Origin of the sequence: Lactococcus ileimucosae (genome assembly GCF_943193185.1) — a bacterium.
Classification (GTDB): domain Bacteria; phylum Bacillota; class Bacilli; order Lactobacillales; family Streptococcaceae; genus Lactococcus; species Lactococcus ileimucosae.
This window is the reverse complement of record NZ_CALPDE010000007.1, coordinates 71,201-84,195: the sequence shown is the minus strand read 5'-3', so window position 1 is coordinate 84,195 and position 12,995 is coordinate 71,201. Positions and strand designations below refer to the sequence as shown.

General features: G+C 40.3%; 12 protein-coding genes and 1 pseudogene. 12 read left to right on the top strand and 1 reads right to left on the bottom strand.

The genetic code is table 11. The features are described from left to right. The 3 genes and pseudogenes from NFR51_RS04915 to NFR51_RS04905 all read left to right on the top strand — a co-directional run. A pseudogene (locus tag NFR51_RS04915) lies at positions 1-879 on the top strand (hypothetical protein); the annotation flags it as partial. 507 nt (positions 880-1,386) lie between these two features. Then, positions 1,387-1,770 (top strand): MerR family transcriptional regulator, encoded by a 384-nt coding sequence (locus tag NFR51_RS04910; protein ID WP_251712596.1) that lies wholly within the window; start codon positions 1,387-1,389, stop codon positions 1,768-1,770. 101 nt (positions 1,771-1,871) lie between these two features. After that, positions 1,872-2,624 (top strand): SDR family oxidoreductase, encoded by a 753-nt coding sequence (locus tag NFR51_RS04905; RefSeq protein ID WP_202229650.1) that lies wholly within the window; start codon positions 1,872-1,874, stop codon positions 2,622-2,624. 219 nt (positions 2,625-2,843) lie between these two features. Here the strand turns inward: NFR51_RS04905 and rpmB are convergent, their stop codons facing one another. Then, positions 2,844-3,038 (bottom strand): 50S ribosomal protein L28, encoded by a 195-nt coding sequence (gene rpmB, locus NFR51_RS04900; RefSeq protein WP_003133678.1) that lies wholly within the window; start codon positions 3,036-3,038, stop codon positions 2,844-2,846. Between the two features lie 181 nt (positions 3,039-3,219). Between rpmB and NFR51_RS04895 the strand changes: the two genes are divergently transcribed. The 9 genes from NFR51_RS04895 (at position 3,220) to NFR51_RS04855 (ending at position 12,992) form a co-directional block, all read left to right on the top strand. Then, a complete protein-coding gene (locus NFR51_RS04895; protein WP_251712595.1) occupies positions 3,220-3,867 on the top strand; it encodes a DUF1129 domain-containing protein in 648 nt (215 codons plus the stop codon). A 105-nt stretch (positions 3,868-3,972) separates the two neighbouring features. Then, the gene (locus NFR51_RS04890) at positions 3,973-6,291 is read left to right on the top strand and encodes an HAD-IC family P-type ATPase (RefSeq protein WP_251712594.1); all 2,319 of its coding nucleotides are present in this window, start codon (positions 3,973-3,975) and stop codon (positions 6,289-6,291) included. Positions 6,292-6,430: 139 nt separating this feature from the next. Continuing rightward, on the top strand, positions 6,431-7,300 hold the full coding sequence (rfbA, locus tag NFR51_RS04885; RefSeq protein WP_251420349.1) for a glucose-1-phosphate thymidylyltransferase RfbA: 870 nt from the start codon (positions 6,431-6,433) through the stop codon (positions 7,298-7,300). Position 7,301: 1 nt separating this feature from the next. Then, positions 7,302-7,898, top strand: coding sequence for a dTDP-4-dehydrorhamnose 3,5-epimerase family protein (locus NFR51_RS04880; RefSeq protein WP_251712593.1), 597 nt, complete (start codon positions 7,302-7,304; stop codon positions 7,896-7,898). A gap of 158 nt (positions 7,899-8,056) precedes the next feature. Then, positions 8,057-9,100, top strand: coding sequence for a dTDP-glucose 4,6-dehydratase (gene rfbB / locus NFR51_RS04875; RefSeq protein ID WP_251712592.1), 1,044 nt, complete (start codon positions 8,057-8,059; stop codon positions 9,098-9,100). 15 nt (positions 9,101-9,115) lie between these two features. Beyond that, complete coding sequence (gene rfbD, locus NFR51_RS04870; RefSeq protein WP_251712591.1) at positions 9,116-10,015, top strand: dTDP-4-dehydrorhamnose reductase; 900 nt, start codon at positions 9,116-9,118, stop codon at positions 10,013-10,015. A gap of 54 nt (positions 10,016-10,069) precedes the next feature. Next, positions 10,070-11,215, top strand: coding sequence for a beta 1-4 rhamnosyltransferase Cps2T (gene cps2T, locus NFR51_RS04865; protein ID WP_251712590.1), 1,146 nt, complete (start codon positions 10,070-10,072; stop codon positions 11,213-11,215). A 29-nt stretch (positions 11,216-11,244) separates the two neighbouring features. Beyond that, the gene (locus NFR51_RS04860; RefSeq protein WP_251712589.1) at positions 11,245-12,186 is read left to right on the top strand and encodes a glycosyltransferase family 2 protein; all 942 of its coding nucleotides are present in this window, start codon (positions 11,245-11,247) and stop codon (positions 12,184-12,186) included. Further along, the gene (locus tag NFR51_RS04855) at positions 12,183-12,992 is read left to right on the top strand and encodes an ABC transporter permease (protein ID WP_251712588.1); all 810 of its coding nucleotides are present in this window, start codon (positions 12,183-12,185) and stop codon (positions 12,990-12,992) included. The genes NFR51_RS04860 and NFR51_RS04855 overlap by 4 nt, the downstream gene beginning before the upstream one ends. The last annotated feature ends 3 nt before the right edge of the window (positions 12,993-12,995 follow it).

Genomic DNA, 12,995 nt, shown 5'->3' with positions numbered 1-12,995 from the left:
GCGACTTCTTTCCTCCTCGATCAGGCTAATTTTTCTACGAGCGGGATTCGGGGAGATTATTATTACGGGATTAAGGCCGTTGCCAATATGGTTGCCAACACAGATGGTGATGTCTCTGCCCTTTGGGAGGAAGCCCCAGAAAACCATAGCGACCTTGCCAAACAGTTAGTGGATGAAGTACGTAATGGCTTACCTATCCTTGGTGAGATGGAGCCGGGTCAAACATTCTCTATGCGTGGCACGCAATACCGCTATCTTGAGAACAAGGGGGATGGAAATCACTTGGTACAAACTGCCGATTTTCAACTACTTACGCCCTGGAATATTATCCCAGATGTGGAAGGTTATAATGGCTCTAGTTTAGATAATAACATGAAGAACTGGCATGATAATCTGCCAAGTGTTGTTCGCCGTCAGGTCCAGCCAGTGCAAAAAGAATTTACTGGAGTAGGTCCTGATGCACATATCAGTGAAGATTGGTTTTCTGGGAATACATCTGTGGCTAGTGGAGCGATACCAGCTGTAGGGGCACCTCATGCTTTCATTCTAGACTTTGAACACCCTGCCTTTACGGAGGCTTTGAAAAATGACTTTGCGGAGGTGGACCCTAACGGCGAGAAGAAGGCCTTTGCCCTTTCCATAGCAGAAATCAATAATATTTCGGGACCCGGAAAGGCTTATCCTACTATGCCTTCACGAGTAGTCGCTGGAACATGGACACGGACACCATTTATATCCACTCATCCGTGGTATATAGCACATTTGACGGGAACATTTATTATTGGAACTCATCCGACTCTTACTGTTAGTGGAAATCAACATCAAGCACCCTCTATGATCCTCCGCGACCAAGACGGCGCATGGACTTCCGGCTTTTAGAGACTGTACACGAGAGAGGGCACCTCTAGCATTAGAGTTTTCTGTCTAGCTTTAGGGGAGCAGTACAAGCTCTTAGGACTTGTGAGATGTTTTTGGTTGAAAAATCACAAAAAAAGAACCGCCTGGCCCCAGAATAAAGCTTCTTAGAACATACCTGTCGTCAACTTTTATTTGACGAGATGCGACTTGCTTCAAGCAAGTCCTTTTTTATCCCTACCATAAGCATTTTTATTTCTTTCTTCAAAAGATATAAAAAAGAATTGAACAGGATTAGAATAAGACAAAACCAACGAATAACCTTTAACAGGGACTGTTCATACGTTCTTCTACCTTGGTTAATTGTTATTGAGAGGTTATGCGTAAAAAGAGCAAATGGTAAATGCAGTGTCCGCTACTAGGTTTAATGATGTACTCAGTGAAACTTTACTTGATATAGAAGTAAAGATAGTAAAAATGCTATAATAGATGCATAATATACAGTTATTTCACAAAGAGCATTAAAAGATTATGAATATAAAGAAAGCTGCCGAGCTATCAGGTATTAAAGCAGATAACATCAGATATTATGAAAAAATTGGATTAATTCCAAAAATTGCGCGTAAAGAAAATGGTTTACGTCATTTTACAGACCGTGACATCCAAGCCTTACAGTTTGTGAAGCATATGCGTGATGCAGGGGTGAAAATAGAACCTCTGACACGCTACATGAAATTAGTCATTGAAAATGGTGATGTTGAAATACGTAAAGAAATCCTCCGACAACAAGCGGCTCAACTTAAGCTGGAGATTGAGGAAAAACAGCGTGCGTACAACTATTTGACTTATAAATTGGAACATTATGATGAAGTCATGAACCCAATTGAAGAAAATCTTGAAAATCAAGAGTTCTAGCGGTATCGCTAGAACTTTTTCATTGCTGATAACCTTTTTCTTGACTTGGAGTTCACTTCAAGGTTTATAATGGATGTATAAATTAAGAAAAGGAGAATCAAATGTCTAACTCACTTAAAGATAAAGTTGTCATCATTACTGGAGCTTCAAGTGGAATTGGTGAGGCTACAGCGAAACTTCTTGCAGAAAAAGGAGCAAGTTTAGTACTTGCTGCCCGACGTGAAGATCGTCTGGCAATGCTGAAAGAAAAACTGACAGGGCAAAGTGCTTCAGTTGACTACAAGGTTACCGATGTTACTTCTGCAGAGGAAAATGCTGCACTCGTTGCTTTTGCAAAAGAAAAGTACGGCAAGGTTGATGCGATTTTCCTCAATGCAGGTATCATGCCTAGTAGCCCGCTTTCAGCACTTAAGGTCAACGAGTGGAACAGTATGGTCGACATCAATCTCAAAGGCGTACTCAATGGAATCGCAGCAGTTATGCCCGAGTTTGTCAAACAAAAATCAGGTCATATTATCACAACAAGTTCAGTGGCTGGTCTGAAAGCTTATCCTAATAGTGGTGTATACGGTGCAACAAAATGGGCAGTCCGTGAATTAATGGAGGTCTTGCGCATGGAATCAGCAATGGAAGGTACTAATATCCGTACGGCAACCATTTATCCAGCAGCAATCAACACGGAGCTGCTCAATACAATCACAGATAAAGGGACATCAGAGGGCATGGCTGCTCTGTATGAAAAGCACGGTATTAGCCCTGATGCAATTGCTCGTATCGTTGCTTTTGCACTTGAACAACCTGAAGATGTGAACATTAGTGAGTTTACAGTTGGACCAACAAGCCAACCTTGGTAAGGTGTCAGAAAAGAGACTATACACTATCCAACTTTAAGAAAATAGCTTAAGTCTCTAAAAAAGCATATATAAATCAGAAAGGGAGGCAGTCTGAAGTCGAGCGCTTTTTATTCGCCTCTCTTTTGGATTTGTTCAACGCTCAGTTACCGCTTATAGCTTTTTAAAGAATAAAAAAGACCAGTAAATATCCTATTTACTGGCTTTATTTATCTAAACGACTTATACGCGCTCAACGCCTGCAGGCAATTTTTTCAACGCCTTAGCTGAAGCCCATACAGTTTTGAGTTCACCGTTTTCAAGAATTTGAACTTTTTGAAGATTTGGTTTAACTACACGTTTAGTCTGGTTCATCGCATGTGAACGGTTATTACTTGATACAGTCTTACGACCAGTAAAATAACATTCTTTTGACATGATTTGACTCCTCCTTAAAAATTTCATGCTTTTTTTAAAGAGCATCTCTAAAAATTCAGATCTGAAATATAATTCTTACAGAAACCCTCAAAATAACATACCAAATTAGTATAACATTTTTTTATTAAAAAAATCAAGTTTTATTTCCAAATTTCGCTAATTTTTTTATATAATAGGAGGTATGGAAAATCTAATCGAGCAACTCACTGCAAAAAATAGCGAATATGTACACAGTGTCACAAAGCAACTGATGCTTCAAGGAAAATCAGATGAGGAAGTTAAAGAAATCCTTACTGAAATCTTGCCCAAAATTATTGAAGGCCAAAAAGAAGGCATTCTTGCCCGTAAACTGTTAGGTGCACCTGTAGAGTTTGCAACACAATATAAAATTGAAGATAAGGCCGAGCATCAGGAAAAAGAGAAAAACGAATCCCCTTTCTTGATGTGGCTTGATAGTGCGCTCCTCTTCTTTGGAGTGATTTCAGTTGTGATGGGGCTTATGGGGCTCTTTCAACCTCAAGCGAGTGTCTATGGCGTTCTAACAACACTTGCATCCTCCGCTCTGGCCGGTCTGGTGATGTACTGGATGTATAAGTATTTTTACAGTGCGCAAAGAGCGCAGAAAAAAGGGAAGGGCTTTGCGATGCTTGCTTTGGCAATGGTTGCCTGGGCAGGTGTATCTGTTTTAGTCGCTTTACTCCCTAAGTCGATCAATATCGTCCTTGCGCCTTATGTTACAATCGTTCTTGGGGCAGCTGTGATGGTGATTCGTTTTCTTATTCAACGCAAATTTAACGTTCAATCATCTATGGCACGACCAACAAGATAAGCAGAGGAAGCTCGCCGTGATTTTGGCGAGTTTTTATATTTCGATAATGTAAGGTCTTTGCTTTCCTATCTGTGTTAGGATAAATTTAGAGTGAGGAGGGAACTTATGTCTTTTAAATATGAAGGTTTGACTCAGGAAGAAGTCAAGAAACGTTTGGAAGCAGGACAAATCAACATTGCAAAAAATGAAAGCAGCAAGACATATGGTCAAATTTTTGCCAGTAACTTGTTGACCTTTTTCAATACAATTAATATAGTTCTTTTTGTTTTAGTCCTTTCTGTAGGTTCCTATCGCAATGCGCTTTTTATCATTGTTGTTGCAGTCAACGCAGGGATTGGTCTGCATCAGGAAATTAAAGCCCGTCGCTTGTTGGATAAGCTTTCTCTGTTAAATGCAAGTAAGGTCAAGCTTTTTCGTCAAGGGAAGCAGATAGAGTTAAAGCAAGAAGAATTAGTCCTTGGTGATATCATCCTTCTGGGTTTGGGAGATCAAATTCCCTGTGACAGTCAGATTATAGAGGGACAGCTTGAAGTAAATGAGGCTTTACTGACAGGTGAGGCGGATGCTTTGACTAAAAAAGAAGGTGCAGAACTTTTTTCAGGAAGTTTTGTGACAAGTGGAACAGCAGTAGCACGTGTTATTCATGTGGGGAAAGACAACTATATTCATCAACTGTCCCATGAAGCAAGAAAGATAAAGAAGCAAAAGCGCATGCTACGTGACAGCTTAGCCAAGGTAGTGCGTATCGTTAGTTTTATCATGATACCTCTGGGGCTTTCGCTTTATCTAAAGCTGTTTTATGTTGTTGGTACGGGGCATAAACAGGCCGTGTTAGGAACAGTCGCAGCCTTAGAAGGCATGTTTCCGCAGGGGCTGATTCTCTTGACCAGCATGGCTTTAACCTTGGGCGTCATTAATTTAGTGAAACAAAAAGTACTGGTTCAGGAACTGCATACGATTGATGCGCTGGCGCGTGTAGATGTCCTTTGCTTAGATAAAACAGGAACGATTACGACAGGTGAAATGCAGGTTGAGCATATCGAAGGGCTGACAGAGCAACCCCTAGAATATCTGGCGCGTGTTGTTGGAAATTTACTAGAAAATCTCCCGGATCAAAATGCTACAGCTCAGGCTTTGAGAAAACATTTCGCTCCCTCAAAGGAGCTTAAAGCCTTGCATGTCCTTCCTTTTTCATCAGAAAGAAAATACAGTGCTGTTGAGTTTACAGAGGCGACCTATTATCTGGGGGCCTGGCAATTTTTATTTCCTCAAGGAAATTCTCGTTTGCAAAGTGAGGCACAAAAATATGCCGAGAAAGGTTATCGTGTTTTGGCTCTGGCTCAGTCAAAAGAGCCACTAGAGACAAATTTCCTCCCAGAAGATTTACATGCTCAAGCACTGATAGTCATTTCTGATATATTACGCGATGACGCCAAGCAGACGTTGGCGTATTTTAAAAAGCAAGGAGTAGATTGTAAAATCATTTCAGGTGATGATCCGGTAACGGTCTCTGCCATCGCTAAGTCAGTCTCTTTAGCGGATTCGGAGAAGTATGTTGATGTAAGCCAAGTGAAGACAGATGAAGAATTAGAATATGTAGTGGAGAACGCTCAGGTCTTTGGGCGCGTGTCGCCTCAGCAGAAGAAAAGAATGGTACAAATTCTTAAGCAAAAAGGACATACGGTAGCAATGACCGGTGACGGCGTTAACGACATTTTGGCTTTTAAGGAGGCGGATTGTTCAATTGCTATGTGTGAGGGAAGTGAAGCGGCTAAACAAACGGCTAATCTGATACTTATGGATAATAATTTTTCAGCCATGCCCTATATTGTCAACGAAGGACGGCGTGTGATTAATAACTTGACTCGGACGGGTTCTTTGTTAATGGTGCGCATGATGTTTTCAATTGCATTGACAGTTTTGACCTTGTTTGTTGGGAATATATATCCTTTTGAGCCTATCCAATTGACGGTTTTGACAGCCTTTTTTGTGGGTATTCCGTCATTTTTCCTTAGTTTTGAATCAGATTTTTCACAGGTACGCGGAAGTTTTTTACGACTTTTATTTGAACGCTCCTTTCCTGTTGGGTTAAGTATCGCTGTTGGAGCAACACTTATTGGAGGAATTGGTGCTTCCATTGGGATTCCGCAGTCGGAACTTGCGATGATGACAATACTCTTTTCTGCTTGGAATTATATTTTGATGCAGCATAGAATATTTTGGCCAATCAAACGCTATCGCCTATGGATTTTCACGCTTACACAGATTTCTTTCTTGATTGCTCTCCTTGTAGGATCGGACTTTCTCAACTTGGCTTGGCCAAGTCTTGGGCATTTACTTCTACTTTTACCTTTTCTTTTTGTTGCACCGGTTGCCCAGTATCTGCTCTTGAAAAGTTCAAGCTTTATTTTTAAAAAGTTGTAATCAAGCTAAATCACAAATAAAAGGTCTAGAGAAGATAGGTCTAGCCTTTTTCTTTTATGCAATAAAGAGTTGAGGTGAAATGTGAATAAAAATATGCTATAATTATGCTGATTAACTATAGAAAAAAGTGAGGTGACTCATGAAAGGGATTATTTTAGCAGGCGGTTCGGGGACGCGCTTGTATCCATTGACGCGTGCAGCAAGTAAACAACTGATGCCCGTCTATGACAAACCAATGATTTATTATCCATTATCTACACTGATGCTGGCTGGAATCAAAGATATTTTGATTATCTCCACACCAGAAGATACACCGCGTTTCCAAGAACTCTTGCAAGATGGTTCTGAATTCGGTCTTAATCTACAGTATGCTGTTCAGCCAAGTCCAGATGGTTTGGCTCAAGCCTTCCTCATTGGTGAGGAATTTATTGGAGATGATTCTGTTGCTCTTATCTTGGGAGACAATATTTATCACGGACCAGGCATGTCTAAGCTGCTTCAAGCAGCTGCAGCTAAAGAAAAAGGAGCAACGGTGTTTGGCTATCAAGTGCCTGATCCAGAGCGTTTCGGTGTTGTAGAATTTGACAAAGACATGAATGCTGTTTCGATTGAAGAAAAGCCAGAAGTACCAAAATCTGACTACGCTGTAACAGGACTCTACTTCTACGATAATGATGTCGTAGAGATTGCTAAAAGCATCAAGCCTTCACCACGTGGCGAGCTAGAAATTACAGATGTGAACAAAGCTTATCTCGAACGAGGGGATCTTTCTGTAGAACTTATGGGACGTGGTTTTGCATGGCTTGATACAGGTACGCACGAAAGCTTGCTTGAAGCAGCGCAATATATTGAAACAGTTCAACGTATGCAAAATGTTATGGTTGCCAACCTTGAAGAAATTGCATGGCGTATGGGCTACATTTCAGGAGAAGCTGTGCGTGAACTTGCACAACCTCTGAAGAAAAATGCATATGGTAAGTATTTGCTTAAATTGGTAGGTGATAAATAAAATGGCAGAGAACTTTTTCGGAAAAGAACTTGCAGCACGTAAAATCGATGCAATCCCAGGCATGTTAGAATTTGACATTCCTGTGCATGGGGATAATCGTGGCTGGTTTAAAGAAAACTTTCAAAAAGAAAAAATGTTGCCTCTAGGTTTCCCAGAAAAATTCTTCGCAGAAGGAAAATTACAAAATAATGTTTCTTTCTCACGTAAGAATGTCCTTCGTGGTTTGCACGCAGAACCTTGGGATAAGTATATATCTGTAGCAGATGGTGGACGTGTGTTGGGCTCATGGGTAGATCTTCGTGAAGGTGACAGCTTTGGGCATGTCTATCAAACGGTGATTGATGCCAGTAAAGGAATCTTTGTTCCACGAGGCGTCGCTAATGGTTTCCAAGTTTTAAGTGACACAGTTTCTTACTCTTATTTAGTGAATGACTACTGGGCTTTGGAACTTAAGCCAAAATATGCTTTTGTAAACTATGCGGATCCAACTCTGGGTATCGAGTGGGAAGACCTTGAGAACGCTGAAGTGAGTGAAGCGGATAAACATCATCCTATGCTTGCAGATGTAAAACCGTTGACAGCAGATTTACTCGGTTAGGGTGAGTGTCAAGCAGAGGTTTAGGAGTTTGATTGCTTGTGAAAAAGAGGAGGGCAGAAAGTTCTTCTTTGGAAGGGATAAAAAGTGTTCTCTTGATGGAAAACACCTAACATTATCGTTTACAGCAAAACTTTATTAAATATAATTAGGGAAAAACAATGACTGAATTTAAAAACATCGTAGTCACTGGTGGTGCTGGATTCATCGGTTCAAATTTCGTACACTACGTTTATAACAATCATCCAGACGTACATATCACTGTTTTGGATAAATTAACTTATGCAGGAAATCGTGCCAATATCGACATGATTCTTGGAGAGCGTGTCGAACTTGTAGTCGGCGATATCGCTGATCCAGAGATTGTGGATCAAGTTGCTTCTAAGGCAGATGCTATCGTGCATTATGCGGCAGAAAGCCATAACGATAACTCGCTTAAGTCACAAGACGAATTTATCCATACCAACTTTATCGGAACCTATACACTGATTCAAGCGGCACGTAAATACGATTTGCGTTTTCACCATGTGTCAACAGATGAAGTTTATGGTGATTTGCCTTACCGTGAAGATTTGCCAGGTCATGGAGAAGGTGAAGGTGAGAAATTCACCGATAAAACACCATACAATCCTTCAAGTCCTTATTCATCAACCAAAGCCGCATCTGATTTGATTGTTCGCGCTTGGGTACGTTCATTTGGTTTGAAGGCGACAATTTCAAACTGTTCAAATAACTATGGACCTTATCAACACATTGAAAAGTTCATTCCCCGCCAAATTACAAATATCTTGTCAGGCATCAAACCAAAACTTTACGGTGATGGTAAAAATGTGCGTGACTGGATTCACACAGAAGACCATTCTTCAGGCGTTTGGACAATTTTGACTAAAGGGCGTATGGGTGAAACCTACCTAATCGGAGCTGATGGTGAGAGAAGCAATAAAGAAGTTTTGGAAGAAATCTTAACAGAAATGGGACAGGCACCTGACGCTTATGATCGTGTAACTGACCGTGCAGGTCATGATTTACGTTATGCTATTGACAATACAAAACTTTGCACAGAGCTTGGTTGGGAACCTAAACATACTGACTTTGAATCAGGCTTAAAAGCCACAATTGATTGGTATACAGAAAACCAAGACTGGTGGAAGGCAGATAAAGCTGCAGTAGAAGCGAAATATGCTGAAAGCCAACAAGTTCTCTAAGATAAAGGAATAGATATGATTTTAATTACTGGTGGAAATGGCCAACTTGGTACAGAGTTGCGCCATCTCCTAGATGAACGTGATGTGAAATATGTTGCGGCAGATGTCAATGAGCTTGACATTACAGATAAAGCTGCAGTTGATACTTTCTTTGATGAAAACAAGCCAGAATTGGTTTACCATTGTGCTGCATACACTGCTGTAGATAAAGCTGAGGATGAGAGCAAGGCACTGAATGAAAAAATCAATGTTGACGGTACACGTCATGTGGCTGAGGCAGCCGCTCGTGTTGGAGCGACACTTGTCTATGTTTCAACAGACTATGTCTTCAATGGTGATTTACCAGTTGGTCAAGAATGGGAGGTTGATGATCCAACTGATCCTCAATCGGAATATGGGCGTACGAAACGTTTAGGTGAACTCGCCGTGGAAGAATCTGGTGTGAAATTCTATACGATACGTACAGCTTGGGTTTTTGGAAACTATGGCCATAATTTCGTTTTCACGATGCAGAACCTGGCGAAAACACACGATACTTTGACAGTAGTAAACGATCAACATGGTCGTCCTACATGGACGCGTACTCTGGCAGAGTTTATGGTTTACTTGGTTGACAATGATGTCAACTTGGGTTACTACCACTTGACAAACGATGCCGCAGCAGGTGAGGACGTCACTTGGTTTGACTTTGCATCAGAAATCTTGAAGGATACAGATACAAAGGTAATACCTGTTGATTCAAGTGCTTTCCCAGCAAAAGCCAAACGTCCTTTTAATTCGGCAATGAGCCTAGAGAAAACAAAAGCGACGGGCTTTGACATTCCAACATGGCAAGAAGCTTTAGCTCAGATGCTTGCGAAAGGTGATTTACGCCCAGATAAAACAGGTGTAAAAGGCGATATTAATAAGAAATAAAGCGCTATTCTGTCGGAAACGGCAGAATTCTCGTTTTGAGAGGCTATCAATATTATGATAAAACACATTTTTATCATAGGGAGTCGTGGACTTCCTGCGAAATATGGCGGTTTTGAAACTTTTGTGGAAGAGCTCGTCAAACATAAAAAAAATGAAAACATTAAATATCATGTAGCTTGTCAAAGCGAGAATTCGGATTTGACGAGTCTTTCTGATGGACATTTTGATTATTTAGGGGCCGATTGCTTTGTGATTGATGTGCCTAATATAGGTGCTGCTCGTGTTATTGCATATGATATTTTAGCTATAAGAAAATCTCTTGAAATCATTAAACAAGAGGGAATAGAAAAACCTATTTTCTACATTTTAGGTAACACTATTGGTGGAGTTATCGGAATTTATGCCAAAAAAATACATGGCATAGGCGGTAAACTTTTTGTTAATCCAGATGGCCTTGAATGGCGCCGAACAAAATGGTCTGCGCCGGTACGTAAATATCTTAAATTTGCCGAGAGAAAAATGGTCCGTCATGCGGACTTGATTATTAGTGATAATCAAGGGATTCTTGACTATCTACGTGCAGAATATGGGCAAGTAAATAGTGATGTTATCGCCTATGGAACGGAGAAATTCAAATCAGATTTGACAGAATCTAAAACTCTGCTAAAATATGGGGTCAGTGATTATTATTTGATTGTGGGGCGCTTTGTGCCTGAAAATAATTACGAATTGCTGATTCGCAATTTTATGGAAAGTAAGACCACGCGAGATTTAGTCATCATTACGAATTACGAAGGCAATCCTTACTATGAAGAACTTCGTGCTCAAACGGGGTTTGACAAAGATCCGAGAATTAAATTCGTTGGCACTGTTTATGATCAAAATGAATTGCGTTATATTCGTGAGCATGCCTTTGCTTATTTACATGGTCACGAAGTTGGTGGAACTAATCCAGGGCTTCTGGAAGCCATGTGGTCAACACCAGTAAATATCGTTCTCGGGGTGAATTTTAATCGAACAACTGCAGAGGATGCTGTCATCTATTTTGACAAGGAAAATTTACTAACCGTTTTGTCAGAGGTTGAGCTGATGTCCTCTGAAGCGCGTCAACGTTTGAAATACAGAGCAAGATCCATTATTGAAGAAAAGTACACTTGGGATCACATTTGTACCCAGTATGAAACTTTATTTATAAAATAAGCCACTGAAACTGAAAGAGAACTTTCAACATGCCCAAAGTTAATATTTTAATGTCAACTTACAACGGTGAAAAGTTTGTTGCAGAGCAAATCGAAAGCATTCAAAAACAAACCTTTCAAGACTGGAAGCTCATCATCCGTGATGATGGCTCGAGAGACACTACCGTCCAAATTATTGATCGTATTGCTAGTGAAGATAGCCGCATCCAAGTGCTCAAAGCTCAAAATGTCGGTGTCATTCCATCTTTCTACGCATTGGTAAAAGCTGATACTGCAGATTTTTATTTTTTTGCCGATCAGGACGATTACTGGCTGCCTAACAAATTAGAAATTATTTTGCAAGAAGCAGAAAAAAATGACAACAGCATACCGACCATGTATTACACCGATCTCAAAGTCGTTGACAAAGATCTGACAGTCCTATCGGAAAGTATGATCCGTAGCCAATCTGATCATGCAAATACACAATTGGTCCAAGAACTTACGGAGAATACGGTCACAGGTGGAGCCAGTATGATTAACCATGCTCTAGCGAAAGAGTGGAAAACTACTGATGATATCATCATGCACGATTGGTATCTGGCGCTTCTTGCAACGGCTATTGGTAAGCTGGTTTATATTGACCAACCGACGCATCTTTATCGTCAACATGATGCAAATGTTCTGGGTGCAAGAACATGGACGAAACGCATGAAAAAGTGGTTACACCCCCACCTCTGGTTTGAAAAATATTGGTGGCTTATCGAATCTAGTCAAAAACAGGCACAGAAACTCTTAAAAGAGCAATCAGCCAACATGTCAGTGTACAATAGAGAACTCATCCAAGCCTATGTTAAACTACTAGAGATGCCGAAAGAAAAGCGACGTCAAATGCTTTATCAATATGATATACGGAAAAATAAGGGATATCATACTAAAATTTTCCGTACACTCATCCTCACAAAATTTGCATACAAAGGAAAAAACAAATGAATTTCTTCAGCCGTAGAAATCAAATTCTACTCAAAGAACTGATTAAAACCGACTTTAAACTCCGCTATCAAGGGAGTGCCATTGGTTATTTATGGTCTATACTCAAACCTGTCATGCTCTTTTTGATTATGTATTTAGTCTTCGTACGTTTTATGCGTTTCGGGGAAGGTACACCTCACTTTGCAGTAGCCCTGCTCTTAGGTATTACAATCTGGAGTTTCTTTGGTGAAACAACGGGAGTAGGGATGCTTTCTATCGTTAGTCGTGGCGACATGCTCAGGAAAGTAAACTTTTCAAAGTCTGTTATCGTTTTTTCGGTAGTAATAAATGCTTTCATTAATTTAATGATTTCGCTTGCTGTGGTTACCATATTTGCTTTAATCAATGGTGTACAGATGTCATGGACTGTCATTTTTATTGTACCGCTTCTCTTTCAGCTTGTACTCTTTACTACAGGGATTTCCTTCATGCTTTCGACATTCTTTGTCTATTTTAGAGATTTGGGACCAATCTGGGAAGTCATCATGCAAGCTGGTTTTTATGGTACGCCAATTATTTATCCCATTACACAAATTTCAACCAATCATTTGGAGGTGGCAAAGATTCAAATGCTCAATCCAATGGCACAGATTATTCAAGACATGCGCTATGTCTTGACCTTTAGTAACAATACGAATCCTACCTTGTGGCAACTATGGGACAATCCCGTAGTAATTGCTGTTCCCTATGTTCTTTCTGTATTTGTCTTTGGCTTAGGATTATGGGTATTTAACAAGAATGCCAATAAATTCGCAGAAATAGTTTAAGGA

What these genes read in the sequence shown, in the direction of transcription:
- cps2T (WP_251712590.1), top strand. Translation starts at nt 10,070, where the DNA reads ATGATAAAACACATTTTTATCATAGGGAGTCGTGGACTTCCTGCGAAA.
- NFR51_RS04895 (WP_251712595.1), top strand. Translation starts at nt 3,220, where the DNA reads ATGGAAAATCTAATCGAGCAACTCACTGCAAAAAATAGCGAATATGTA.
- rpmB (WP_003133678.1), bottom strand. Translation starts at nt 3,038, where the DNA reads ATGTCAAAAGAATGTTATTTTACTGGTCGTAAGACTGTATCAAGTAAT.
- NFR51_RS04860 (WP_251712589.1), top strand. Translation starts at nt 11,245, where the DNA reads ATGCCCAAAGTTAATATTTTAATGTCAACTTACAACGGTGAAAAGTTT.
- rfbB (WP_251712592.1), top strand. Translation starts at nt 8,057, where the DNA reads ATGACTGAATTTAAAAACATCGTAGTCACTGGTGGTGCTGGATTCATC.
- NFR51_RS04880 (WP_251712593.1), top strand. Translation starts at nt 7,302, where the DNA reads ATGGCAGAGAACTTTTTCGGAAAAGAACTTGCAGCACGTAAAATCGAT.
- rfbD (WP_251712591.1), top strand. Translation starts at nt 9,116, where the DNA reads ATGATTTTAATTACTGGTGGAAATGGCCAACTTGGTACAGAGTTGCGC.
- NFR51_RS04855 (WP_251712588.1), top strand. Translation starts at nt 12,183, where the DNA reads ATGAATTTCTTCAGCCGTAGAAATCAAATTCTACTCAAAGAACTGATT.
- NFR51_RS04905 (WP_202229650.1), top strand. Translation starts at nt 1,872, where the DNA reads ATGTCTAACTCACTTAAAGATAAAGTTGTCATCATTACTGGAGCTTCA.
- NFR51_RS04910 (WP_251712596.1), top strand. Translation starts at nt 1,387, where the DNA reads ATGAATATAAAGAAAGCTGCCGAGCTATCAGGTATTAAAGCAGATAAC.
- NFR51_RS04890 (WP_251712594.1), top strand. Translation starts at nt 3,973, where the DNA reads ATGTCTTTTAAATATGAAGGTTTGACTCAGGAAGAAGTCAAGAAACGT.
- rfbA (WP_251420349.1), top strand. Translation starts at nt 6,431, where the DNA reads ATGAAAGGGATTATTTTAGCAGGCGGTTCGGGGACGCGCTTGTATCCA.